Below are 24,935 nucleotides of genomic sequence, written 5' to 3'. Positions count from 1 at the left end.
AAAGGAGGAGCCAGATTGGCTCCTCCTTTTATGAGACACACAGACTGGCAGCTAGATCAGGCCCCAAGCCGCGATCTGGTAGATCCACAACATCGCCAGCACTGTGCCCACTATCCCCATGATGACGCCGATCCTTACCATCTGGCGGCTCTCCACCAGACCGGTGGCGTGGGCCAACGCATTGGGCGGCGTACTGATGGGTAGCGACATGCCCAGCGATACCGAGATGGTCACCGCCAGGATCAGGGTGTGGCTGCCGCCCCACTCGGCAAGCTCCGGCATGCTGACCGCCAGTGCAGCCACCAGCGGCAGCAACAGGTTGGCCGTTGCCGTATTGGACATGAAGTTGGCCATCACTACCGCCAGCAGACAAGCCCCGACCAGCACGGCGAGCGTGGAGTATTCGTGGAAAGGTATGTGAGTGATGAGACGCTCCGCCAGCCCTGAGTCCTCCAGCGCCAGACCCAGCGCGATCCCGCCCGACACCAGCCAAAGCACATCGAGAGAGATCTTGTGCAGGTCATCCTTGGTGATGATCCCTGTCGTCAGGAAGACGGCGACCGGGATCATGGCGACGACATAGGAGTTCATGCCGTGCAGATCACCGAGCAGCCAGAGCACTATGGTGGTAATAAAGGTGAGATAGACCACCCAGGCCCGGGGCGTTTGCATGAAACGCCCCTCGATTTTCAGCTCAATCTGCTTGAGCGGGCTCGGGAAGAAGCGACCGAGCAGAAACCAGCCAAGCAGCAGCAACAGCGCGACGAAGGGCACCGCAAAACCCATCCACTGACCAAACGAGATGGCATGCTCACCGGTGAGGTACTTGAGCGCCACCGCGTTGGGCGGTGTACCTATGGGGGTGCCAATTCCGCCCAGATTGGCGGCCAGCGGAATGGCCAGCACAAACCCCACCTTGGCCGGGTCCCGCTCCGGGAAGACCGCCAGTACCGGTGCCAGAATGGCCAGCATCATGGCCGTGGTAGCGGTATTGCTCATGAACATGGAGAAGGTGGCGGTAATGAGCATCAGCCCCAGCATCACGACTCTGGGGTTGCGACCGAAAGGGCGCAGCAGCACCCGCGCCAGATTCACATCCAGATGGTATTTGGTTGCAGCGATGGCCAGAAAAAAGCCGCCGAGAAAGAGCATGATGACCGGCGAGGCAAAGGTTGCCATCACCTCGGTTGACTTGAGCAGCGAACCAAACCCGGGCTCGCTCTTGCCTTCCGTCATGAACCAGAGCCCCTTGTCGGAGAGTAACAGCAGCTCCAGCACGATGATCAGCACAGAGGTGGCAAAGATGGGGATGGGCTCCAGGATCCAGCAGAGCGCCGCCAGCACGAAAATAGCGACCACCCGCTGCTCGACCACAGTAATTCCCTCGAGCGGGATCCAGTGCGTCGGGATCAGCAGGATAAAGAGACTGAACAACAGTGGCAGAATAATCTTATGATTGATGGGCACTATCGTCTCCAGAATAGGGATTGAGAAGTCGATAGTGGCATAACATGCTACCGTTTCAGGACACGGACTTGCCAAAATGAGAGCTGGCTAACCGCATACAACGCGATTTTGTGAGTCATATCAAGCACAAGCAGCGTCTCTGAACGCTCATGCAGCGCCTGACGGCCAAAATGAAAACGGGCTCGCCATCGCGAACCCGTTTGCTCATCTTCAACGACGAGGGATCAGAAGTAGATGCGAGTCACCGACTCAATCACGCAACCCGGGCGGCGGATCCCTTCGATCTCCACCTTGATCTCCTTGAGCAGCTCCAGTCCACCCTTGATGGGGGTAACCCGTGCCAACTTGGTGCGAGCGCGAATGTTGCTATCCACCTTGATGGGGTACGGGAATCGCACCTGATCCAGCCCGAAGTTCACTACCATGCGAGCAGTCGGAAACTCGGGGGTGGACTCATCCACCGAGCCGGTCAGCTGCGGCAGCAGAGCCAGCGTCAGGAAACCGTGCGCAATGGTGGTCTTGAAGGGCGACTCGGCAGCCGCACGCTCCGGATTGGTGTGGATCCACTGATGATCACCGGTCACCGCGGCAAACTGATCGATCATCTGCTGGCTGATATGGAGCCACTCGCCGACATGGGTCTCTTCGCCAATCTTGCCCTGCAGCTCGCCATAGAGCGCAGCGGCTTCGCCCTCCAACTCGATGGCAGGATCCTGCGCCACAGCAGGCTGGCCGTTGGCCACCTGAGCCACGGTGTCGGCATTCTGCTGCTGTGCGTTCTGGGCTTCGCTTTGCAAGTCCAGCACCCGTCCCAGCAGAGGGTGAAGATGTGCCTTTTGCTGAAACTCACGCCAGTAGTCACGGATAGCCGGAGAGAGCCAATCCTTGAGCTCAAAGGGGTGCTGCGCCAGAATTTCGCGCTTGCGCTTCAGAAAATCGACAACTTTCATGTTCCGATCCCTATGTGATTCAATGCCGGTAAAGAGGTCTAACCAGTCCTATTTTATTAAAGTTACAGCTGAAAGTGCAAAAAAATCTCGGCGTACACCTGTACCAAGGCAGAAGTCACTACTCATATCACATCAAAAAGCATTATCTGCCAATGAGGAAATCGATTTCCAACAGAGATCTCGACCTCCCTTCTATCCCCATGGCGATCAAAAAAGTCCCGCAACGGGCCTTGTTCAATCAGCTCAGCGCGGGGCTGACCACCATTCACGCATGCCGGCATCATTAAAAAAGGTCCAGGCCAACACCCGACTCACCTTGTTGCCCTGTGCCATCTCAAGCACCCGAACCTGACTTGCTCCGACTCGAGTCAACGCCTTTTTGGCGGCTGGCAGATTCTCCTTCTTGGAGACCAGCGAGCTGAACCAGAGGCACTGGCTGGCAAACTCCTTGCTCTGATTGATCATCCTGGTCAGAAACGCCGCCTCGCCCCCATCGCACCAAAGCTCGGCTTTCTGGCCGCCAAAATTGAGTAGCGGCGCCCCCTTCACCTCTTTGCCCAGATTGCGCAGCTTGCGCTCGCTCCCCTTGCTCGCCTCTGCCAGCGATGCGTGAAAGGGTGGATTACAGAGGGTCAGTGCAAAGCGTTCCTTCGGCCCTATGATGCCGCGAAAGATATGCTCGGGATTGCCCTGCAGGCGACACTCGATCTGGTTGCCAAGTCCATTGCTTTTGGCCAGCAGAGCAGCCGCTTTCACCGATACCGGATCGATATCGGAGCCGACAAAACGCCAGCCATACTCACGGCTGCCGAGCAGTGGATAGATACAGTTAGCTCCGACCCCGATGTCCAGCACCCTCACCCCTTTGCCAGCAGGTACCTTGCCGGCACTCTCGGCCAGCAGATCGGCAACCCGGTGCAGATAATCGACCCGCCCCGGAATGGGTGGACAGAGGTAACCGGCGGGCAGATCCCAGTGAACAATGCCGTAGTGGTGAGCCAGCAAAGCCCGGTTCAGGGCCTTGACCGCAGCAGGATCGGCAAAATCGATGCTGAGATTACCGTAGTCGTTGGTAAAAAGATAAGTGGCCAGCTCCGGAGTCTGCCGGCAGAGCGCCTCAAAGTCGTAACCATCGAGATGGCGATTGCGGGGATGGAGTCCGGATTTGCGGTCATTTCGGGATGTCATGCTGGGCCTGCCGAAGAAAAACGGGCCCACACTATAGTGATTTGGCCTGCGAAAGTCTAAATCGCAGCCATAAAAAACCGGGCTTCAGGAGCCCGGTTCAAGTGAGGTTGGAAAAACAGTCCGCACTGCGAGCCGTTTGTCCAGCCTGACTCAGATATCGATCCGGCGCGCTTGCCAGAACTTGCTGCGCCAGTATTGGCTGTCCAGCTTGGAGCGGGTCACACCGGCTCGGGTCGAGGCGTGGATAAACTCGCCATTCCCGACATAGATGCCGACATGATTGAGACGACGATTGATTTTGAAGAAGACCAGATCACCCTCGACCAGATCCTTCTTGGAAACACGAGTCCCTTCATGGACTTGAGAGCGGGTGTCACGGGGTAACTCGACACCGACGGCATTGCGGAACACTTCGCGGGCAAAAGCGGAACAATCGATACCACGCTGGCTACTGCCACCCATCCGGTACGGAACGCCACGCCACTCTTTATAAACTGTCAGGATTTCATTCACATCAGGTGTTTGCGAAGCTTCCGGTTCAATAACGGGTTCCATCATGGAAACTTCGATCTTGCTCGCGACCTCGGTTTGGGGTGCCGAGGCACAACCCACCATTCCGAGCGCGACCAGCAGTAGCATCAGGTGGCGCAATCCTTTATCCCCGCAAAAATAGAAATCTTGTTAAAATACGGCCCCGAAAGGCAATTAATAAGGCAACAGCACCCGACTATATCCAAGAATTCTATCGAGGCAAGTGAAAATCCCTATCGGGCTCACATTTTTGCAAGGAAATGCACGATTTTTCATAATTAATGTGATCATGGCCAAACAATATACAATCGCAAAAGTAGCCATCCGGCTCAGAGATAAGTGGCATTTATCCCTGCTTCATCACCCTTTTAAAGTGAAAAATTATGATCGCCACCGATCTTTTTTTGTTAAATCCAGCCCTGATAGCTCAGGAATCGCTCGCTACCTTGCCCGAGCTGTTATCGGCTGATGAACATCATATTTGGCAGCAAATGAGCCACAACTTGCGCCGTCAGGAGTATCTGGTCAGCCGGGCCTTGCTGCGCCAGCTTCTGGCACAGAGACTGGCGACCTCGCCATCCGCGTTGCAATTTAGCAACGGGGAACACGGCAAGCCGCAGCTGCAAGATGGGCGCTGGCATTTCAATCTCAGCCACAGTGGCTCCTGGCTGGTGCTGGCGCTGTGTCAGCAAGGGCCGCTCGGGGTTGATATCGAGCTGGGCAAAAGACGGCACTCTCCCCTGCCCCTTGCCCGGCGGTTTTATGCACAGAGTGAATATGAGTGGCTCTGCGCCCTGCCGGAGAATGAGCAGGAGAGCGCCTTCTACCGGCTCTGGTCACGCAAGGAAGCCGTGCTCAAGGCCCATGGCGGCGGCATCGCCGCCGGGCTTGAGAAAGTACGCTTCATCCCTGACGAGGCGTGGCGCCTCGATAACCAGCTCGATGAGCAGCACTATCAGGTTCAGGATTGGCCCTTTGCCAGTGGCTGGCTGAGCCTTGCCGCCGCCACGACAGCGGTCAATGGTTACCGGCTGGATGAGCGCTTGAATTGCCATCCCCTTACCCCCATGTTGTTCCAAACCCTTTCGGAAGAGTCCAACTGATGATCGTCGACATTACTCCCCAGAATTTTCACGCAGAACTGATCGATGCCTCCATGAAGAAGCCGGTCGTCATCTATTTCCATGCGCCGCAGATGCCAGAGTGCCAGGGAATGACGCCGTTGATCGAATCGCTGGTTGGGCCTGACAACGAACAGGTCACCCTCGCCAAAGTGGACATGAACAATCCCCAGCTGCAACCGCTGGCCAGCCAGCTCGGCCTGCGCGCCTTGCCGGCACTGGTGCTGTTCCATCAGGGACGCCCGGATGAACAGGGGATCATTGAAGGGCCGCAGGATGAAGCGACCCTGCGCCAGTTCTTCGCTGCCTTCGCGCCAAAAGAGGAAGAGGAGCTGTTTGCCAAGGGGCAACAGGCACTGGCCGATGGCCAGCCCGGCGAGGCTTATGCCCATCTGGGCAAAGCTCATCAGATCGCTCCGGTGCGCCACGACATAAGCCTCTGGCTCATTCAGGCCGCGCTCGATCTCAACCTGCTCGATGAAGCACAGGAACGGCTCGGCAACATTCCGATGGTGGCACAGGATAGCCATTTCCATGCCCTGACCTCACGGCTGGCTCTGGCCCTGCAAGCGGCGGACAGCCCGGAGCTGCGTGCGCTGGAAGCTCGTCACGCCGAGCACCCGGATGACTTTGCGCTGGCGCAGGAGCTGGCGGTGCAATACAACCAGGCAGGTCGTCAGGAAGAGGCGCTGGGACTGCTGCTTGCCATCCTCAAGCGGGATCTTGCTTTTGGCGATGCTAGAAAGACCTATCTCGACATTCTGGCAACCATGGGCAGCACACCGGTGGCACAAAATTACCGTCGCAAGCTCTATAGCCTGCTCTATTGATCGAGTCTTGAAGGAATGAAGAAGGGGCGTGCCGGGAGACCGGCATGACCTCTGGGGTCAAAAGAGAAAACGGGGATGGGGAATTTCAGGCAAAAAAAAATGGCGCATAACTGCGCCATTTTTTTCGCATGGCTTACTTCTTGTACTTAGTAGCCATGTTGTCGATGCGCTGGTTAGCACGCATAGCTTCTTGCTTGGCTTCAGCAACATCAGCAGCGATCTTGGACTGATCAGCACGAACAGCGCTAACATCTTGAGCCAGCTGGTCAACTTTGTTAGACAGATTCTGAACGGAAGTTTCCAGTTCGCTAGTGTTTGCGCAACCACCCAGCAGAGCGGACAGACCAACAACACCTACCAACAACAATTTTTTCATTTTTAAAGCTCCCTTGAACTCGCCAGACGTTTAGCAAGCGGCGTGATTATGGCACAAAAAAATCATACTTTGCATAGTCCCCAGCACAGATAAATGCATTAAAACCCTCATTTTTTTTTGAATGAACAGTTTTTGTTCAGATTCGGCTAAAAAATGAGTGCCACGTGATGAGGACACGGACAAAGACTAACCAAAATTTTCGCTTATTACAATTTCGTATGAGCCTCAGGCTGTTCGTTCTGACAGCAATTGGCGATATTGCACCAAATCTTCGATGGTGATCACGGGCATCCGATGCTGACGACCGAATGAAATCAGGTCTGGCAAGCGGGCCATGGAGCCATCTTCCCTGGTCAATTCGCACAACACCCCGAACGGTTTCAGTCCGGCAAGCTGCATCAGATCGACCGTCGCTTCGGTGTGACCACGGCGCACCAGCACGCCACCAGTACGGGCACGCAACGGGAAGACATGGCCAGGTCGGTTGAGATCACCCGGTTTGGCCCCATCGGCGATGGCGGCACGAATGGTGGTGATGCGATCGGCTGCAGATACACCGGTAGTGACTCCCTGCGCCGCTTCGATGGTGACGGTAAACGCGGTCTGATAGTGGCTGGAGTTGGCCTCCACCATCATCGGCAATTCGAGCTGACGCACCCGCTCGTCGGTCAGGCAGAGACAGACGATGCCGGAGCATTCGCGGATCATCAGCGCCATCTGTTCATTGGTCATGGATTCGGCGGCAAAAATGAGGTCGCCCTCGTTCTCCCGATCTTCATCATCGGCCACTAGCACGCCCTGGCCGGCCCGCAAGGCAGTCAGCGCCGCTTCGACACGGGCAATTGGATCACCGAATTCACTGAGTAGAGACTGATTCATGGTAAAGCTCCCAAACAATAAAAGGACCAGAATCAGGGCATGGAAAGGCAGACAGGAATGGCCATGCAGCAGCCAGCCCCAAAGGGGGCAGAGAGTGCAATGTCTGTCTTATCCTCTTTCATCCGGACTATGACCGTCGGCTCCGGCATCTCACCGGATCTGCTGACCCCGCCCCGGCAGACCGGGGTCGGGCGCTCGCGGGCTCCCCGAGTCAGCTCGGAATACCGCCGGTGGGGAATTTCACCCCGCCCTGAGAATAAGCGCAGACAGCCTAAAGAAAAGCGCTGGCAGATACCAGCCAAAAACCGGCTCAAGCTGAAAAACCTTTGCCAGACGGATTCGATGTTCTCCCCTTCTCCCATCGCACACCTCTTGTGGCTGTTGCCCCGCCGAATTTCTTTCTGGCCACAATTTGTTTGTGGCATAGTGCCCAAAAACGCGCAGCCTGCGCAGAGACAGGCGCCAACACCACAAACGGAAAATGACAGAGATGGAAAAGAAAATACTGCTAACGGACTGCCCGGACGCCAAGGGCCTCATCGCCAAGATCACCAACATCTGCTACAAGCATCAGCTCAACATCATCAAGAACGATGAGTTCGTGGATCACGAAAATGGCCGCTTCTTCATGCGTACCGAGCTGGAGGGGCGTTTCAATGACGAAACCCTGCTGGCCGATCTCGATGATGCCCTGCCCGCTGGCGCCCAGCGCCGTCTGGTAAAGGCAGGCAAGAAGCGCATCGTCATTCTGGTGACCAAGGAGACCCACTGCCTCGGCGACATCCTGATGAAGAACTACGCCGGCGCACTGGATATGGACATCGTCGCGGTGATCGGCAACTACGACACCCTCGCCGAACTGACCGGCAAGTTCGACATTCCGTTCCACACCGTCAGCCACGATGAGCTGAGCCGCACCGAACACGAAGAGCAGGTACGCACCATTATCGACGGCTATGCGCCGGACTACGTGATCCTGGCCAAGTACATGCGGGTGCTGACCCCGAGCTTCGTCGAGGCCTATCCGCGCAAGATCATCAATATCCACCACTCCTTCCTGCCAGCCTTCATCGGCGCCCGCCCCTATCGCCAGGCGTTCGACCGCGGGGTCAAACTGATCGGCGCCACCGCCCACTTCGTCACCGACGATCTGGATGAGGGCCCCATCGTCGAGCAGGACGTCATCCACGTCGACCATACCTTCAGTGCTGATGACATGGCCAAGGCGGGTCGCGATGTAGAGAAGTCGGTACTGAGCCGGGCGCTGGAGCTGGTACTGAACGAACGGGTGTTCGTCTATGGCAACAAGACGGTGGTGTTCAAGTAACAACACCAGATAATCCGGAAACAACAAAGGCTCCCGCGGGAGCCTTTGTTGTTAGTGTGAAGATCGGTCAGAGCGGCAGGTCGTTGACCGTCATCGCTCCTTTGTCCAGCTTCAGCTCGGCATTGAGCTTTTGCTGATCGGCCTTCAGATACCCCATGGCGGTCAACTGCTCCAGCATGGGGGCCAACTGCGGCACCGCCTTGCCCAACTTGTCGCTGAGGGAGGCGTGGAGCTGACCGCTCAGCGCCTGCATTCCCTCTTCGCCATTGAAGAGCTTGTCCAGCGAGGTAGAGGCAAGTTTTACCTCTCCCTTCATAGCCGCCACTTCACCATTGAACATGGCACTCAGATCCGCCAGCTCCAGAGTTGCACCACGCGCCAGCATCTTGTCCAGCGCTTGCTGGATCGCGGTATCCTCTACCCCTTTGCCGCCAGCGGCCTGCAGTCCCTGATATCCTTCCAGATCAAGTCCGTTGAGATGCAGCTCCAGATTGCTGTCGGTCACCGCCAGCGAATCGGTCTCGTTCTCCAGATTGAGCTTGGCCAGCTTCATCCGGTAGCTGCTGGAGAGGGTCTGGGCGTTGTCACCCTTGAGTTGGGTTCCGGTAGTCATGCCCTGCAGGGACACCTTGACCCCGTCAGGCAGCTGCATGGTCAGGGCAGAGAGGCTCATCTCGCTTTGCGGAGAGAGCCAGACCCCGCTGATCTCGGCCAGATCGGCGCTGCCCTTCATCTCGGCCAGCACCAGATCCATCTTGCTCTGCTCTTCGTGAACCGTCATCCCCTGCCAGGCCATGGTCACGTGACCACTCCCTTCCAGATCGCCGTGGAACTCGCCGGTAAGCGGCAGGAAGTGGAACTCGTCCAGCCCCTGCTTCACCTTGAACTCGTCAGCCCAGAAACGGCTGCTGTTGCCCCGGGTCCAGAGGCTGCTGACCGACTCCAGACCAAACTGCCACTGCTCCATGCCGAGCGCAGTGAATACCGGCGCCAGTGAGCCCTGTTTGGTGTCGAGCAGGAAGTGGCTCTTGATATAGAGCGGCATGATGCGGCTCTTCACGGCAAACTCCAGCTCAAGGGGTTGCCCCCCTTCCAGCTCGCTGTCGAGCGCCGCCAGCTCCTGGGGAGTGACCACGAGCTTCAGAACCCCATCACGGGTAAAGAGGTTGCTGCTGCCGGGTTGCCACTGCAGATCCAGACCGCTCTCGTTTTCGACCTTGGCGATCTGCTCCGCCATGATGCGGTCGAAACTGTTGCCCGTGTACCAGCATGCAGCCAAACCACCACCTACCAGTGCCGCACCCACGGCAAGGGCCACTATTTTTTTCATATATCCATGTCTCTCCAGGAGTTGTCGCTGCACTCTACGGGGCAAGCTCGGCACTAGGCAAGTCCGATCAGAGGCTCCGTCTGTAATCTTCTGTAACCGGCCATTACAACAAGGGACTGAAAAGGTAGAAGATATTCTCCATCACCCTCTTGTACCAGGGGCGAGCCTGCCAGCTGGCAAGCGTCATTGGCGTGGCTTCCGCCATGTAACCCTGCACCAGCTGGGTCATCTGGGCAACGAAGTGCGGGTTGTCCACCAGCAGGGTTACCTCGAAGTTGAGCCAGAGGCTGCGCCTGTCCAGATTGACTGTCCCAACCAGAGCAAAATCGTCGTCCACCAGCACGCTCTTGGTGTGGAGCAGACCGGCATCGTAGCGATAGATCTCCACCCCGGCCGCCAGCAGCTCCTCCATAAAGGCGTTGCAGGCATAGTTGGCCATGATGGAGTCGTTGCGAGCCGGCAGCACCAACTGCACCTGTACACCGCGCGCGGCCGCCGAGCTGAGAGCCGCAGCCAGCGGATCATCCGGCACGAAATAGGGAGTGGTCAGCACCAGATGGCTGCGCGCCTGATAGATGGCAAGCAGCAGGCTTTGCTGGATGCAGTCGCCGCCAACGAACGGGCCGGACGGAATGAGCTGGGCCCGATAGTTGGTCTGGGGCCACACTTCCGGCTCGTGCTGCAGGCTGTCGAGCAACCGCTCGCCTGTCTCCACTTCCCAGTCCCAGACAAAGATGGACCACATCAGCGGCACTACGGGCCCCTGCACCCGGATCATGATATCGACCCACTGGCCGACTCCGGCATTCTGTTTGAAGAAACGGGGATCCACCATGTTCATCGAGCCGGTGTAACCAACCCTGTCATCGATCACCACCAGCTTGCGGTGCATTCGCAGATCCTGACGCTGGAAAGGGATACGCCAGGCACCGACCGGCAGTACCTCCACCAGCTTGACCCCCGCCTTGCGCAGCTTTTTCGGCCAACCCGAGCGGAAGAAGTGCTTGCTCCCCACCGAATCCAGCAGCAAGCGACAATCCACGCCGCGCTGGGCCACTTCCATCAGCGCTTCGCACACATCGTCAGCATCACCGCCGGGGTGCCAGATATAGAACTCCATGTAGCAGGAGAGGGTCGACTTGCGGATGTCCTGAGCAATCTCACGCAATATTTGATCGGGTCTGCTGAGCAGGGTCATCCGGTTGCCGGAGAGCATCGGCATGGCAAGCCGCCCCTGGATCAGGTCATGCAGCGGCTGGGCCTTCTCCCCCACTTCGCAGCAGTGCTGGGGGAAGAGACGAGCCAGCTGGCGGATCCAGATGGCGTAAGGGCGATACATGGCTTGCGCCCGCTCACCGCGGCGGCGCCCCAGCTTGATCTCGCCAAACAGGACGTAGAAACCAACCCCGGCAAAGGGAATGGCATAGATGAGGGCCAGCCAAGCCAGCGATACCCCGATGGGGCGCCGCTTCATCACCACCCGAATTGAAACACCGGTGACGATAACGGTGTGAAACAGCAGCAGTAACCAGCCGAGAAAACGGGAAAACAGCAGGTGGAGATCGTATTCGAGACCGTCGAGCAACGGAAACTCCTTCTAATCGACAAGGGGCGGTGGGCAGATCCCACACGGCAGGAATGGTATGCTGTAGGGCAAATCCATTCTATCAGGTCGCACGCATGATTCTGCAATCTATGCTGCTCAGCCTGGCCATGCTAGGCCAAGGCTCATATGACATCAATGAGCAACAGATAAACCAGTACCTGCAATCCCAGGTTCAAGTCGACAAACAGCTGGAACTGCCAGGTATCATCAAGGCCCATGTGAAACTTGAGCAGAGCGATGTTCAGCTCGGTCGCCAGCGCCCGGATACCGCCCGGGTCTATGGCAAAGGCAAACTCAAGATAGCCCTGCCCGACAATACCGAATATGACGCTCGCCTGCAGATGACCTATGAAGCAAGACCCCGTTACGACAAGAGCCAGAGTGCCCTGTTTCTCGACAACATGAAACTGGTGGAGTACAAGCTGGAGCCGGAGGCGGCGGAGAAGAAGTTTGGTCTGATGCTCGGCATGCTGCTGCAAAGCATGGAAAAAAGGCTGGAGAGCCAGCCCGTCTACAAGCTCAATGACAAGGATCCGCAGCAGGCCTGGCTCAAAGAGAATCTGTTGGGGCTGGAGTTGTCACCGGGCAAGATCCATCTGCTTACCAAAGAACGCTGAACCCCACGTTCAATTCGGGAGGGGCTGGGTGGTATCCCGCACCAGCAGCTCCACCTGATAACCCTGTTGTTGTTGCCGTTCAAAAAGAGAGAAGAGAGAGCCTCGCAATCTGTGCAATGGCAGATCGGCAAAACCGGCTTTGATGTAGAAGGGTTTCTCGAATGGCAAGGCCTGACACACCACCGGCTTGTCGTCGAGTCCGTCGCAGGCATGCTGCAGCAGGCGTGATCCCAGCCCTAGCGACTGATAGTGGGGCAGCAGACGAAAGCCACACAGATGGTAGAAATCCTCTTCATCCCGCACCCTGACAGCCCCGACCAGCCAGTGAGCATCACGCACGACAAAGATCCGCTCGGCCAGGTCCGGCACGTAGTGGGAGAAGGTCGTTTCGTAATAGTCCCTGATCAGAGAGAGGTCGGCGTCACAGTACTCTTCGAAGGTGAGTTCCATCGCCAGCGAGCTTGCCACAAACAAATCCTTTTGCAATCAATGATTAGTGCCATGTGGTTGCTGCTAATCCGACCAGATGACGAGAGCAAGATAGCACGCCTTTCATTAACAAAAAAGTCGATATCCACAAGAGGCCTGCGACAGCAGAAGCGCTCTGCTGCACGCCGTGATCCCGCTCACCTGCCGGCAACACTCACCCTGTTTTCCCGCTTGTTCTGCCCCCCTCATGATGCTTTACTCAACACACGCATAGAGGAAGGAGTTTGCGGTTTGAAAGCATGGAAGCTGGCAGGCCATATGTTGTTGATTCCCTTGGCTGGGTGGTGCGAAGCGCCGCCTCCTGCCGAGGTGGTTTTTCTGTCGGCAGCCCCCGTTCCGCCGCTACGCCTGCCACTTGCAACCCCGGAACCCGAACCACAGGCACAGGCACAGGCACAGGCACAACAGGGGAACAAGCAGATCCATGTCTACAAGTCGGTGCAGAAGAACGGCGTGATCCGCTACTCGGACATGGTGCCGGAGCAGGGCAACTACGAACTGCTGCTCTTTAACGACTGCTTCGCCTGTGACCCGAAATCGGACGTCAACTGGCACACTACCGGGCTGTTTCTCTATGACTACGCCAGCACTATCAAGGCGGCGGCAGACACCTATCACGTAGAACCAGCCCTCATCCGGGCACTCATCCACGCCGAATCGGCCTTCAATCCCATGGCGATTTCTCGCAAAGGTGCCATGGGTCTTACTCAGCTGATGCCGGAAACGGCGCGGGAGCTAGGGGTTGGCAATGCCCTGCTGGCAGAGCAGAACATCTTCGGCGGGGTAAAATACCTGGCGGGATTGCTCAAGCAGTATGACGGCAACATAGCGCTGGCTACCGCAGCCTATAACGCGGGTGCTGGCGCCGTGCAAAAACATGGCGGCATTCCCCCCTACGCCGAAACTCGCGCCTATGTGGAGCGTGTCCAGCTGCTGCATCAGCGATACAAAGAGATGCTGCAGGCCAAGGGGCTCTAGGTCCTCAGGTTTTTCCCACCGCCAGAAAACAAAAAACACGCCCTTGGGCGTGTCGATACCACACTTTGTTTCGCGAACGATTACTTCTGCTCAGCCGCCACCAGGCGATAAGCCAGCGCACCCAGAATGGCACCGACAATCGGGGCAACCCAGAACAGCCACAGCTGGCCGATAGCCCAGTCACCGACAAACAGCGCAACACCGGTACTGCGGGCAGGGTTGACCGAGGTATTGGTCACCGGAATGCTCACCAGATGGATCAGGGTCAGGCACAGGCCGATGGCAACCGGAGCAAGTGCGGCCGGCGCACGGCTATCGGTAGCCCCCATGATGACGAACAGGAAGAAGCCGGTCATCACAGCTTCGCACACCAGTGCCGCCATCATGCTGTAGCCGCCCGGGGAGTGCTCACCGTAACCGTTGGAGGCAAAGCCGGCGGAAAGATCAAAACCGGCCTGGCCACTGGCAATCACATAGAGTACGGCAGCAGCGGCAATTGCCCCCAGCACCTGAGCCACTATGTAAGAGAACACGCCGGAAGCCGGAAAACGACCGCCAGCCCACAGACCGATGGTGACTGCCGGGTTGAGATGGCAACCGGATATATGGCCGATGGCATACGCCATGGTCAGCACGGTCAGGCCAAATGCCAGTGATACGCCCAAGAGGCCGATCCCTACATGGGGGAAGGCTGCAGCCAGCACGGCACTGCCACAACCTCCCAATACCAGCCAGAAGGTTCCCAAAAACTCTGCTGCTACAGGTTTCACACTATGTCTCCCGATAAGATGAGATAAAAAGGCCCACAAAGGGGCCATGCGTTAACACGCGCAGCATTATGGGAGGAGCAATGGCCGATGCGAACCCGGTTACCAGTCGGCAGAAAATGTGATTTAAGTCACAATTAGTTGATTAATAGAGATATTTGTCAGTAGCGAGCGACAAAGAGGCTGTTGCCAACAAGGAGCCTCATGCGACAACTTGTGACTCCAAAGACCTGTTCTGTCTATTTGTTGTTCAACCATTCAGGGCCACACCAGCGGATCACTTGATCGGCGAAAATCGGCTAACCACCTGACCCTGATGCTCAATCCACTCCATGAACATGGCGACTGGACGGGCATAGACAGTGCCATCCTGTTCCGACTGATAGATCACCAGCTGCTCGCCTGTCTCGGTATGGCTGGCCAGGGTCAGCACCTGATAGTAACCCCCCTTGAAGTGACGATAGCGACCGGGTGTGGGTGCATGCATGGGATACCTCTGCAGATGGAACAGGACGGGAAAGGAGAAATATGCGCTGGCCAGTGCCAGTTGTATCAGCTTTTTCTCGTCGGAAATGACGATGAAGAGGCTTTTTTACACAAGCCAATCGTGCCAGAGAGCGTGAAGATTTCAACACAGTAGAGTAGCTTTGTTAATCACTCCCCCATCTTTCACTGGTGAACCTTGCCAAGCACAAACGATCGTGCTGAATTTAACCTTTTAATAACTCTGTTTTGGGGCTAAAAATCAGGAATTTCTACTAAAAAGAAGATTGTTCTAGCATTCAATTCTGTGAAGAATAGGGGAAAAGATATTTGATACTAAAACCGCCTTTTTCGCCAACGCGTCCCTGTGGGGAAGGAATCACTGTCACCATGTTCACTATCGACAAGTCGCACAAGCTCGACGATGTCTGCTATGACATCCGCGGCCCGGTGCATAAAGAAGCTCGCCGTCTCGAAGACGAAGGCCACCGCATTCTCAAGCTCAACATCGGCAACCCGGCCCCGTTCGGCTTTGATGCGCCGGAAGAGATCATCAAGGATGTGATCCTCAACATGCCCCAGAGCCAGGGCTATTGCGACTCCAAGGGGCTGTTTTCTGCCCGTAAAGCGGTGATGCAGTACTACCAGCAAAAAGGGATGCGCAAGGTCGACATCGACGACATCTACATCGGCAATGGCGCCAGCGAGCTGATCGTGATGGCGATGCAGGCGCTGCTCAACAACGGCGACGAGATGCTGGTGCCCTCCCCTGACTACCCGCTCTGGACTGCCGCCGTCACTCTCTCCGGTGGCCATGCGGTGCACTATCGCTGCGACGAAGGGGCCGACTGGTATCCGGATCTCGATGACATCCGCTCCCGCATCACCCCGCGTACCCGCGGCCTGGTGCTGATCAACCCCAACAACCCGACCGGTGCCGTCTACGGCAGCGAGTTTCTGCTGGAGGTGATCGAGATCGCCCGCCAGCACAACCTCATCATCTTCGCCGACGAGATCTACGACAAGATCCTCTACGACGATATCTCCCACACCAGCGTCTGCACCCTGTGCGACGATGTGATGGTGGTGACCTTCAACGGCCTCTCCAAGGCTTACCGTGCCTGCGGCTTCCGTCAGGGCTGGATGGTCATCACCGGTCCCAAAGGGCGTGCCCGCGGTTACATTGAAGGGCTGGAGATGCTGGCCTCCATGCGGCTGTGTGCCAACGTGCCGATGCAGCACGCCATCCAGACCGCCCTTGGCGGCTATCAGAGCATCAACGAGCTGATCCTGCCGGGTGGTCGCCTGCGCAAACAACGGGACAAGGCGTGGGAGCTGCTCAACGACATCCCCGGGGTCTCCTGCGTCAAGCCCAAGGGGGCGCTCTACATGTTCCCCCGCCTTGACCCCAAGGTGTACGACATCCGCGACGACCAGAAGATGGTGTTCGACCTGCTGCAACAGGAGAAGCTGCTGCTGGTGCAGGGCACCGGCTTCAACTGGCCGGCGCCGGATCACTTCCGGCTGGTGTTCCTGCCCCGCGAAGAGGAGCTGGAGGATGCCATCGGCCGCCTCGCCCGCTTCCTCAAGGGCTACAAGCAGTAAGCAAGGCTCATGAAAAAGGCTCCCGCGGGAGCCTTTTTGTTATCTGTCGTTGTATTCGTACCATCAACCGTGCAGCAGGGCACCGGCCACCAGCACCGCCATGGTGATGAGGGCTACACCGATGATGAAGGGCAGCACCCAGCGCACGAAGCGATCGTAGGGGATCTTGGCGAGCGCCAGCCCCGCCACCAGATGGGCGGCGGTGGGGGCAAACAGGTTGATCCAGCCGGAGGCGGACTGATAGGCGGTGATCACCAGATCCCGCGAGATGCCGGAGAAGTCCGCCAGCGGCCCCATCAGCGGCATGGAGACAGTCGCCAGCCCCGAGGTGGAGGGGATGAAGAAGCTAAGGATGATGTGCACCAGATAGGCCATCAGGATGAACACCGACGACGACAGCCCGCTCACCAGCCCCTCGGCCCAGTGCAAAATGGTGTCGATGATGACGCCATGCTCCATCACCACATAGATGCCGCGTGCCACCGCCACCACCAGCGCCACCCCGATGAGATCACGAGCCCCGTTGAGGAAGGTCGCCACATAGTTGGACTCCGGCATCCGGTTGATCAGCGCGATCAGGATGGAGGCACTGAAGAACAGGGTGGAGAGCTCGTCAAACCACCAGCCCAGGGTGGGCAGCAGATCGATGCCCAGATCCGCCCAGGGCACCACCGCATAGATCATCAGCAGGAAGGTGCCAAAGAAGACCAGCATGGTGAGCTTCTGCTTGCCGGTGAAGGCGAGGTTGCCGCTCTTCATCTGGGAGAACTCGTCGTCATAGACGATATCGGCCAGCACCGAGCGGGACTTGTCCTGCTGCACCTGCTTGGCGTAGCGCATCACGAACCAGGAGGCGAAGATCACCAGCAACAACCACTGGATGACCCTAAGGCCAATCCCCTCACCGATGGGAATACCGGCAAAACCGGAGGCGATGCCGGTGGCAAACGGGTTGACGGTGGAGGCGAGCACCCCGACCCCGGAACCGAGCAGGATAATCCCCGCCGCCACCATGCGATCAAAGCCCGCAGCCATCATCACCGGCACGATCAGTGCCCAGAAGGCCACCGTCTCCTCCGCCATGCCGAAGGTGGAACCGCCAAGAGCAAACAAAGCGATCAGTACGGGAATAAGCAGCCGCTCGCGTCCGGCAAAGCCGCGCACGATGGCCCCCACCCCTGCATCCAGTGCCCCGCTCTGCATGGTCACAGCCAGAAAACCGCCGATGATGAGCACGAACAGCGCCACATCGGCCGCCTTGTGGAAGCCCTGGATGGGCGCCTTGAGCACATCGAATACCCCCTGCGGATGAGAGGGAAGCTCGGTGTAGCTGCCGGGCACCGGCAACAGTCGCTCGTCGCCGCTGTAATCAGCCACGGCCGCTGCCGCCACCGGCTGCTGGGTCTTGGCCGTCACATAGTTGTATTTGCCCGCCGGCAGCACCCAGGTGAGGGCCGCCATCAGGGCGATGATGATGAAAAGCAGGGTATAGACAGTGGGGAGTTGGCGCTTTTTGGGCGCTTCATTTGGAGTGGTCATAGCTTCCGTACCTCGGCAATGCCGTCATGTGATCCGATCACCGCCAGACTAGCGGGTTTGATATGGGAAAAAGGTGATCGCTGATAATAAAATTCCGTAACTTAGCGGTATTTTTGCCAAAAAAACAGGGCCCCGCGGGGCCCCGTTTTCACTTGAGTCAGACTCAGAGCTCGACCACGTCGAATTTCACGTCCGGATTCACATCCGCATCGTAATCGACCTCGTCCAGACCGAAACCGAACAGGCGCAGGAACTCCTGCTTGTAGCCGGTGTAATCGGTCAGATCGGAGAGATTCTCGCTGGTGATGGATGGCCACAGGTCACGGCAGGTCTGCTGCACGTCTTCGCGCAGTTCCCAGTCATCCATGCGGATGCGGGCCTGATCGTCCAGCGCCATATCGGAAGCGTAGAGACGGGTGCGCATCATGCGATCCACCTGCTCCATGCAGCCTTCGTGAATGCCCTTCTCCTTCATGATCTTGAAGGCCATGGAGATGTAGAGCGGCATCACCGGAATGGCGGAGGAGGCCTGAGTCACCACGGATTTCAGCACAGCGACATGGGCAGTACCGCCCTTGGCAGCCAGATCGCCACGGATGGCGGCAGCGGCGCGATCCAGATCTTCCTTGGCGCGCCCCAAGGTGCCATGCCAGTAAATTGGCCAGGTCAGATCGGTACCGATGTAGGAGTAAGCTACGGACTTGGCGCCGTCAGCCAGCACGCCGGCATCGCGCAGGGCGGCCATCCACAGCTCCCAGTCCTGACCGCCCATGACGGTGATGGTGTTCTGGATCTCTTCCTCGTTCGCCGGCTCGACGGTGGCGGTGATGATCTGATCCTTGTTGGTATCGATGGCGGTAGTGGTGTAGACCTCGCCGATCGGTTTCAGAGCAGAGCGCACCACTTCGCCGGTTTCCGGCATCTTGCGCACCGGAGAGGCCAGGGAGTAGACCACCAGATCAATCTGACCCAGATCTTGCTTGATGAGCTCGATCACCTTGGCGCGGCACTCGTTGGAGAAGGCATCGCCATTGACGCTCTTGGCGTAAAGGCCTGCCTCTTTGGCAGCCTTGTCGAAGGCTGCGGAGTTGTACCAGCCGGCGGTACCGGTCTTGGACTCGGTGCCCGCTTTTTCAAAGAAGACGCCGAGGGTGGCGGCGCCGGAGCCAAAGGCGGCAGCAATGCGGGAGGCCAGACCATAACCGGTGGAAGCGCCGATCACCAGCACCTTCTTGGGACCATTCTCGATGGTGCCCTTGGCTTTGGTATAAGCAATCTGGCGACGAACATTGGCTTCACAGCCAACCGGGTGAGTGGTGGTGCAGATAAAGCCGCGAACCTTGGGTTTGATAATCATATGGGGTCTCGGATCCGTTTAATGGATGAAATCGGGGCATAAGATACCTCATCTTGCCGCGATAAGGTGCTCTGATGTGTTGAACGGCGGCAAAAATCCACAAGCCCACGACAGAAATGAAAGAGAAATAGCCTCCTCACTTACGCCAGATGTGCCCCATGGCAGCAATCCGATAGCCGCGCCGGGCTTATGTTGCCACGCCTCTTATGCCGGCGCTTGCCACAAGCCGCTTGCCTGCCCATGACTGACATATACTTGGACAACATCGTGGCGCTGGATGATTGTCCCAACGGGGCGGAGGTAACATGACCAGATGTTGGCAAAGATGCTTGTTGTGGGCGGCTGTGGCACTGTTTGCAGCCAGTGAGGTATCAGCCAAACCGACTGTCGGCATGGTACTGAAATCGGTCCGCAACGAGTTTTTCATCGAGATGGCGAAGGGGGCGGAAACCTATGCAAAAGCCCACCCAGACGCCCTGACACTACAACTCGAAGGCATCCAGCAGGAGGTGGATGTCACAGGTCAGGAGGCAATCATCCGCAAAATGATCGGCCAGAAAGTGGATGCCCTGGTGGTGGTACCGACCGATTCGGTCGCCATGCTGCCCGTCCTGATGGAGGCGATCCGCGCTGGCATTCTGGTTATCAACATGGACAACAAGCTCGATGACAGGGCGCTGGTGCTGGAAGGGGTCAATGTCCCCTTCGTCGGCCCAAGCAACTTTGCCGGCGCGCGCAGTGTCGGCGAATATGTTGCCAAAAAACTCCCTGCGGGCAGTAAAGTCGGGCTGATCGAGGGCCCCCCCGGTGCCATCAACAGCCGGGCTCGCAGTGACGGATTCCGGGCCGCCCTGCGCGCAGCAGACATGGTTGTCGCCGGCGTGCGCAGCGGCTATTGGGACACAGCTCAGGGCAAGAGCGCCACTATCGATCTCCTCAAGGCAACCCCGGACGTCAAGGCGCTGCTCTGCGGTAACGACAATATGGCTATCGGTGCCGCCCAAGCCTTGGCTGAGCTGGGGCTCAAAGGCAAGGTGCTGATCGGTGGCTATGACAATATTCCGGGGATCCACCCCTATCTCAGCGATGGCTCTGTGGTGGCAACCGCTGACCAGTATCCGGGCAAACAGGCACAATATGCGCTCGACCTCGCCCTAAAAGCGCTGGCGCAGAAAATAACGCAAGCCGATCTGCCCGGCATAGTGCAAACCCCTGTGGAGCTGGTCACACATCCTTAGGAGGCTAGATGAAGGGGTGGTGGGTATTGCTGCTATTGTGGTGCCAACTTGCATCGGCCGGGCCAGTGCTAAACATCTATGCCGATGCCTACCCCCCTTTCATTCAGGTTACCGGAGAAAAGCTGAGCGGCCCTTATGTCGATGTCTTTGCCCGCTTGGCCAAGCAGCAAGGGATAGATATTAATTTGCAAGCCAAGCCCATGCGGCGTCTGCTCAAGATAGTGGCCACCGAGCCAAACAGCTGCGGGCTTGGCGTGCACTTCTCGGCTGAAAATGCCGAAACCCTGCGCTACGTTGCGCGCATCGCCCCCATCACCCTCGCAGTCTACGCCCGGCAGGAAACTATTCCCCCCCTGAGCAACATAGAGGCACTGCGCAACTACCGGATTGGTGCCATCGATGTGGCAGAGCTGAGGGAGCTGCTTGATAACGCAGCGATCCGCTACGAGCTGCTGCCCAAGGCCAGTCTGGGGATCGCCATGCTGCAGGCCGGGCGCTTCGACCTGTTGATTAGCGACGAGCTCCCCGAGCTGATCACCTCCCCCAGACATAAAAACAGGCTTCAGCGAGTGATGATCCTTGCCCGGGTGGAAAGGTGGCTAGCCTGCCATCCACAACTCCCGCCCGACACAGTGAAACGCCTGCGCGCATCGCTCTCCCTTGGAGTCTTTGGCGATGCCATGGCCGATATCTGGCAAGGGTATGGTTTGAGCTCGGTATATGAAGGGGTCAAACGGGAGTGGATTGTTATTCCCTGACCACATCCCTATTCAACCTTCTCTCGCGGCCAACTTCAGCAATGTCAGCACAGGTTTCCTCTCCTGCTTTCGCTCTCTCCCACCTTTCACCTCGAGCTATCAATGGTGCCCCCCGCTTGAGGCAGTCAGCAGGCTATCCGGGTGATCTTGCCCGCTTGCAGCTTGTAGAAGGCATCCTGCGGCAACTCCTGAGCCCAGATCGCCGCTTCTTCGAGGTCGGCATAGACGCCACGCAGCATGGCGCCGAGCAGACCGTGGGAAATGACGATGGCGCGCTCGGCGACCTTCGGGTCCAGCAGCCACTGCTGGGCGCGACGCTGAATGCTGAGGACGCTCTCGGCCCCCGGCGCCTGCAGATACCAATCGCCCTTGCCGGTATCGAGTTCAGGGTGAGCCTGGCAGAGCTCGGGGATCCGGCACCCTTCCCACTCCCCCATGCCGAGCTCCATCAGCCGCTCATCCCAGATGATGCGATCGGCGGGCAAACCCAACTGCTCGCACACCAGCAGGGCGGTCTGACGGGCGCGCCCGAGCGGGCTGGCATAGACACTCCAGCGGGCGGGATCGGCCAGCTCGTCTCGTAACCGCAATCCCATGGCAATAGCTTGCGCTTCGCCCTTCTCGGTCAGATCGGAGTTGCAGCGTCCCTGCAGGCGCTGTTCGGCATTGAAAAGGGTCTGGCCATGGCGCAGCAGATAGATGATTCGTGACATGTGATTTCCTGCTGATTCAACGAGATGGGAACAAAGCGACAACCCGAGTGGTGCGGTAACGGCTTTCATTGCCCATGCAGGGGAACGCACAGCCAGCGTTACGGCCTGTGACTCTGGCTGTTGTCGCTTGTGCAGAGTATGGGGAGGCAGGTGTCATGCACCTACCCCTTCTTGATCTCCCGCAGGTAGCGGTAGATGGAGTGAACCGAGATGCCGAGCTGACGCGCGGCGATCTGGGCACTGTCTTTAAGCTCGAAGATCCCCATGTCGTGCAGCTGATTGACGATAACCCGGGTCTTCTGGGAGGGCGGCACGGCCTCATTGCCACGCACCTCGGCACTGACAGTATCTATGGTGCTGTTGAGCGCTTCGTCGATGTTACGGGCAAACACCTCGGGGGTAGCGTGGTTCTCGCTGGCATGCATGCACTCGGGCATCATGGCGCGCAGCACGGATTGCAGCGGGGCATCCATGTCGGTGTTGATGCAGAGCAGTCCGATCGCCTTGTGCTCCCCGTTGCGGATGACAGTGGTGAGCGAACGCAGGGTCTTGCCGGTCGCACACTTGGTCATGTAGGGGTTGGAGATATCCTGCCCGCTCTTGAGCTTGATCATCGCGAGGTTGGTAATGGGGGCGCCGACGCTGCGGCCGGTGATATGACCGTTGGCAATCTTGATGATCGAGGGGTTGCGCACATCCAGACTGTGGAGCAGCACCTCGGTGTGCTGACCATACATGGCGGCGATGCCATCCACGATGATCTCCATCGATTTGAGGATCTGGAAATCGTTCTGACTCAACTCTTGCAGCTTCACATTCGGACCTTCTTGCAAGGGCTGCTGCCGGGCGATGAACGCAGGGCAGCAGCCGACAGGGACACTCAGGCGGACATGATATCAATAATGGTGCTGTCTGTGGCAGACATGCCATCCTTCACCATCTGACCCACGTTGCGAATGGTCTGATCCACGTTGTCGGAAACAATCCCCTGCCCCGACACCGAGTGGCTGTTGAGCGCCATCAGGAAGCCACGTACCGCCGCGCCGGAGGAGGTACTCACCTTCATGGCGCAGGAGGCTTTGGCTCCGTCACACACCATGCCGGCACTGTCGCTCAGCACGTTCTGGATGGCATAGCAGGATTGCTCGAAGCTGCCGCCCGCCAGATAGACCATGGCCATGGCGGCTGCTGCGCTGGTCACGGTATTACCGCAGAAGGCCGACAGCGGCGGATAGTGGGACTTGATATAGATGGCGCCCAGATGGCTCATGATGAGGGCGCGAGCCAGCTGCTCTTCACTGGCACCATAGCGCTCGGCAATCACCATCACCGGGATGGTGGCGGCAATGCCCTGGTTGCCGCTGCCAAAGTTGCTCATCGCCGGCAGGGTCGCCCCTCCCATGCGGGCATCGGAGGCGGCCGCCGTCATCATCACGATGCGGTTCATCACATCCTCGCCGATAAGACCGGCATCGATGTTCTGCTGCATGGTACGACCGATCTCGAGACCATAGGGGTTGTTCATCCCCTCGGCAGAGAGCTTGCCGTTGAGCTCGGAGGCCTTGAGGATGAACCTGATCTGCTCGAACTCCACCTGGGTGGCGAATTCATAGATGGCGGCGATGCTGATATCCACGCCATCGCAGATGGCACCGGTGGCGCCGCTCTGGCTCTGATCGGCGGTGAAGGTCACTTCGCCATCGCGACGCTGCTCGACGATGCGGGTATGACCACCGCACAGGGTCACTTCGGCGCTGTGCTCTTCACCGTTTTCATCAGAGCCATAAACTGTCACGCGGCAGAAGATAAACTCGGGGGCGGCGGTGCGGCTAACCAGCACGCCACCGGCATCGATCAGGGCTTGGGCACGGGCCACCTGATCTGCGGTGATGGCGGCCAGCACCTCCAGCCCGCCATCGGCATTGCCACCAAGGGCGCCGGCTGCGGCGGCGATAGCCAGACCAATCTTGCCAGTACCCGGCACATAGACACCCATCGAGTTCTTGTAGAGATTATCCGACACCGCCACCTCGATACGACGCGGTGCGCAGCCCAGTTGCCGGGCGGCGACTGCGGCGGCATAAGCGGCGGCGATAGGCTCGGTACAGCCCAGCGCCGGTTTGACAACCTGTTGAATAATCTGCAGATACTGCTGCCACGCTTGTTTCATTGATTGAACCTTTCTCTATCCCTTAACGAGCGATATGGGCGATCGCTTCCACTTCAACCTTGACGCCCATCGGCAGATCCTTCACCGCGAAGCAGCTGCGCGCCGGACAATCTTTCTGGAAATAGGCTTTGTAAACCTCGTTAAACGCGGCAAAATCGCTGATCTCGGCGAGATAGCAGGTAGTCTTGAGGACTGTCTCCAGCGAGCCGCCGCCCGCCTCCAGCACCGCTTTCAGGTTTTCGAGTGCCTGACGACTCTGTGCCTCAATGCCGCCGGCAACCACGCCGCCCTGCTGTTTGCATACCGGCAGCTGGCCGGAGGTAAAGATGAGGTCGCCATAGGCAGTGCCATGGCTGTAAGGTCCGATGGCGTCGGGAGCCGAGGCCGCAGTGATGATTTTTTTCATGTTACCCACTCCGTAATTGCAATTATTTTTGCATTTGCAGCTCTGCTTTCGCTCAACATTATTTGCTTTTTATTTTATCCATTCAACAAAAAGATAGAAAATGGCGTAGAAAGGCATCTTTAGGTCTCATAGTAAACCGTGATCACCCTCCTGATTTGAATAAAAGAGAGCGCGGACGCATTGTTTGCAACGCATTCATTCAACTATATT

At 57.9% G+C, this 24,935-nt stretch carries 25 protein-coding genes and 1 riboswitch; of the genes, 8 read left to right on the top strand and 17 right to left on the bottom strand.

Going from position 1 to position 24,935, the window contains the following annotated elements:
* Window positions 1-51: 51 nt before the first annotated feature.
* The 4 genes from AACS24_RS07595 to AACS24_RS07580 form a co-directional block, all read right to left on the bottom strand.
* Window positions 52-1,467, bottom strand: a complete 1,416-nt coding sequence (locus AACS24_RS07595; protein ID WP_108573014.1) for an SLC13 family permease — start codon at window positions 1,465-1,467, stop codon at window positions 52-54.
* Between the two features lie 224 nt (window positions 1,468-1,691).
* The gene (locus AACS24_RS07590; RefSeq protein WP_108573012.1) at window positions 1,692-2,417 is read right to left on the bottom strand and encodes a MaoC family dehydratase; all 726 of its coding nucleotides are present in this window, start codon (window positions 2,415-2,417) and stop codon (window positions 1,692-1,694) included.
* Between the two features lie 243 nt (window positions 2,418-2,660).
* On the bottom strand, window positions 2,661-3,605 hold the full coding sequence (rlmF, locus tag AACS24_RS07585; protein WP_108573010.1) for a 23S rRNA (adenine(1618)-N(6))-methyltransferase RlmF: 945 nt from the start codon (window positions 3,603-3,605) through the stop codon (window positions 2,661-2,663).
* A gap of 150 nt (window positions 3,606-3,755) precedes the next feature.
* Window positions 3,756-4,244: a C40 family peptidase gene (locus AACS24_RS07580; protein WP_033114246.1), complete on the bottom strand. Its 489-nt coding sequence runs from the start codon at window positions 4,242-4,244 to the stop codon at window positions 3,756-3,758.
* A 275-nt stretch (window positions 4,245-4,519) separates the two neighbouring features.
* Between AACS24_RS07580 and AACS24_RS07575 the strand changes: the two genes are divergently transcribed.
* Together AACS24_RS07575 and AACS24_RS07570 are read left to right on the top strand one after the other, a co-directional pair.
* On the top strand, window positions 4,520-5,239 hold the full coding sequence (locus AACS24_RS07575; RefSeq protein WP_033114245.1) for a 4'-phosphopantetheinyl transferase family protein: 720 nt from the start codon (window positions 4,520-4,522) through the stop codon (window positions 5,237-5,239).
* Window positions 5,239-6,087, top strand: a complete 849-nt coding sequence (locus AACS24_RS07570; RefSeq protein ID WP_108573009.1) for a tetratricopeptide repeat protein — start codon at window positions 5,239-5,241, stop codon at window positions 6,085-6,087. The genes AACS24_RS07575 and AACS24_RS07570 overlap by 1 nt, the downstream gene beginning before the upstream one ends.
* Window positions 6,088-6,220: 133 nt before the next feature.
* Here the strand turns inward: AACS24_RS07570 and AACS24_RS07565 are convergent, their stop codons facing one another.
* Together AACS24_RS07565 and ribB are read right to left on the bottom strand one after the other, a co-directional pair.
* Window positions 6,221-6,463 carry an Lpp/OprI family alanine-zipper lipoprotein gene (locus AACS24_RS07565; protein ID WP_033115038.1) on the bottom strand — a complete coding sequence of 81 codons (243 nt, stop codon included), beginning with the start codon at window positions 6,461-6,463 and terminating at the stop codon, window positions 6,221-6,223.
* 225 nt (window positions 6,464-6,688) lie between these two features.
* A complete protein-coding gene (ribB, locus tag AACS24_RS07560; RefSeq protein WP_071910991.1) occupies window positions 6,689-7,342 on the bottom strand; it encodes a 3,4-dihydroxy-2-butanone-4-phosphate synthase in 654 nt (217 codons plus the stop codon).
* 106 nt (window positions 7,343-7,448) lie between these two features.
* A riboswitch (FMN riboswitch) is annotated at window positions 7,449-7,604 on the bottom strand.
* Between the two features lie 228 nt (window positions 7,605-7,832).
* Here ribB and purU point away from each other — a divergent pair.
* Complete coding sequence (gene purU / locus AACS24_RS07555; protein ID WP_108573007.1) at window positions 7,833-8,669, top strand: formyltetrahydrofolate deformylase; 837 nt, start codon at window positions 7,833-7,835, stop codon at window positions 8,667-8,669.
* Between the two features lie 67 nt (window positions 8,670-8,736).
* Here the strand turns inward: purU and AACS24_RS07550 are convergent, their stop codons facing one another.
* Both AACS24_RS07550 and cls read right to left on the bottom strand, forming a co-directional pair.
* Window positions 8,737-9,999, bottom strand: coding sequence for a DUF945 family protein (locus AACS24_RS07550; protein ID WP_108573005.1), 1,263 nt, complete (start codon window positions 9,997-9,999; stop codon window positions 8,737-8,739).
* Window positions 10,000-10,102: 103 nt separating this feature from the next.
* Window positions 10,103-11,584: a cardiolipin synthase gene (gene cls, locus AACS24_RS07545; protein WP_108573003.1), complete on the bottom strand. Its 1,482-nt coding sequence runs from the start codon at window positions 11,582-11,584 to the stop codon at window positions 10,103-10,105.
* A gap of 95 nt (window positions 11,585-11,679) precedes the next feature.
* On the opposite strand from cls, the gene AACS24_RS07540 reads away from it, so the two are divergent.
* Window positions 11,680-12,222 carry a DUF1439 domain-containing protein gene (locus AACS24_RS07540; protein ID WP_033115032.1) on the top strand — a complete coding sequence of 181 codons (543 nt, stop codon included), beginning with the start codon at window positions 11,680-11,682 and terminating at the stop codon, window positions 12,220-12,222.
* Window positions 12,223-12,231: 9 nt separating this feature from the next.
* Here AACS24_RS07540 and AACS24_RS07535 read toward each other — a convergent pair whose 3' ends face one another.
* Window positions 12,232-12,672, bottom strand: coding sequence for a GNAT family N-acetyltransferase (locus AACS24_RS07535; protein ID WP_108573063.1), 441 nt, complete (start codon window positions 12,670-12,672; stop codon window positions 12,232-12,234).
* A 297-nt stretch (window positions 12,673-12,969) separates the two neighbouring features.
* Between AACS24_RS07535 and AACS24_RS07530 the strand changes: the two genes are divergently transcribed.
* Window positions 12,970-13,689 (top strand): lytic transglycosylase domain-containing protein, encoded by a 720-nt coding sequence (locus AACS24_RS07530; RefSeq protein WP_108573061.1) that lies wholly within the window; start codon window positions 12,970-12,972, stop codon window positions 13,687-13,689.
* Window positions 13,690-13,769: 80 nt separating this feature from the next.
* On the opposite strand, the gene aqpZ is transcribed toward AACS24_RS07530, so the two are convergent.
* Window positions 13,770-14,459 carry an aquaporin Z gene (aqpZ, locus tag AACS24_RS07525; protein WP_033115030.1) on the bottom strand — a complete coding sequence of 230 codons (690 nt, stop codon included), beginning with the start codon at window positions 14,457-14,459 and terminating at the stop codon, window positions 13,770-13,772.
* A gap of 274 nt (window positions 14,460-14,733) precedes the next feature.
* A complete protein-coding gene (locus AACS24_RS07520) occupies window positions 14,734-14,943 on the bottom strand; it encodes a DUF1653 domain-containing protein (RefSeq protein ID WP_033115029.1) in 210 nt (69 codons plus the stop codon).
* Between the two features lie 386 nt (window positions 14,944-15,329).
* Here AACS24_RS07520 and AACS24_RS07515 point away from each other — a divergent pair, with 386 nt between their 5' ends.
* Window positions 15,330-16,544 (top strand): pyridoxal phosphate-dependent aminotransferase, encoded by a 1,215-nt coding sequence (locus AACS24_RS07515; RefSeq protein WP_108573001.1) that lies wholly within the window; start codon window positions 15,330-15,332, stop codon window positions 16,542-16,544.
* Window positions 16,545-16,607: 63 nt separating this feature from the next.
* Here AACS24_RS07515 and AACS24_RS07510 read toward each other — a convergent pair whose 3' ends face one another.
* Window positions 16,608-18,083, bottom strand: a complete 1,476-nt coding sequence (locus AACS24_RS07510) for a YfcC family protein (RefSeq protein WP_108572999.1) — start codon at window positions 18,081-18,083, stop codon at window positions 16,608-16,610.
* Between the two features lie 163 nt (window positions 18,084-18,246).
* Complete coding sequence (gene fabV / locus AACS24_RS07505; RefSeq protein WP_021229323.1) at window positions 18,247-19,440, bottom strand: enoyl-ACP reductase FabV; 1,194 nt, start codon at window positions 19,438-19,440, stop codon at window positions 18,247-18,249.
* Window positions 19,441-19,784: 344 nt separating this feature from the next.
* On the opposite strand from fabV, the gene AACS24_RS07500 reads away from it, so the two are divergent.
* Both AACS24_RS07500 and AACS24_RS07495 read left to right on the top strand, forming a co-directional pair.
* Entirely contained in the window at window positions 19,785-20,678 is an 894-nt protein-coding gene (locus AACS24_RS07500) for a sugar ABC transporter substrate-binding protein (protein WP_258223135.1), read from the top strand.
* Between the two features lie 8 nt (window positions 20,679-20,686).
* Window positions 20,687-21,436, top strand: coding sequence for a substrate-binding periplasmic protein (locus AACS24_RS07495; RefSeq protein ID WP_108572995.1), 750 nt, complete (start codon window positions 20,687-20,689; stop codon window positions 21,434-21,436).
* A gap of 125 nt (window positions 21,437-21,561) precedes the next feature.
* On the opposite strand, the gene AACS24_RS07490 is transcribed toward AACS24_RS07495, so the two are convergent.
* The 4 genes from AACS24_RS07490 to AACS24_RS07475 all read right to left on the bottom strand — a co-directional run bounded on the left by AACS24_RS07490 (window position 21,562) and on the right by AACS24_RS07475 (window position 24,725).
* The gene (locus tag AACS24_RS07490) at window positions 21,562-22,149 is read right to left on the bottom strand and encodes a histidine phosphatase family protein (protein WP_108572993.1); all 588 of its coding nucleotides are present in this window, start codon (window positions 22,147-22,149) and stop codon (window positions 21,562-21,564) included.
* A gap of 161 nt (window positions 22,150-22,310) precedes the next feature.
* On the bottom strand, window positions 22,311-22,964 hold the full coding sequence (locus AACS24_RS07485) for a helix-turn-helix transcriptional regulator (RefSeq protein ID WP_033115023.1): 654 nt from the start codon (window positions 22,962-22,964) through the stop codon (window positions 22,311-22,313).
* A 65-nt stretch (window positions 22,965-23,029) separates the two neighbouring features.
* Window positions 23,030-24,319, bottom strand: coding sequence for an L-cysteine desulfidase family protein (locus tag AACS24_RS07480; RefSeq protein WP_033115022.1), 1,290 nt, complete (start codon window positions 24,317-24,319; stop codon window positions 23,030-23,032).
* A gap of 22 nt (window positions 24,320-24,341) precedes the next feature.
* The gene (locus AACS24_RS07475; RefSeq protein ID WP_033115021.1) at window positions 24,342-24,725 is read right to left on the bottom strand and encodes a Rid family detoxifying hydrolase; all 384 of its coding nucleotides are present in this window, start codon (window positions 24,723-24,725) and stop codon (window positions 24,342-24,344) included.
* Between the last annotated feature and the right edge of the window lie 210 nt (window positions 24,726-24,935).

It is taken from the genome of Aeromonas sp. HMWF016 (assembly GCF_963878195.1).
Lineage (GTDB): Bacteria > Pseudomonadota > Gammaproteobacteria > Enterobacterales > Aeromonadaceae > Aeromonas > Aeromonas lacus.
The sequence above is the reverse complement of the archived record's forward strand: the minus strand, read 5'-3'. Positions and strand labels throughout refer to the sequence as shown.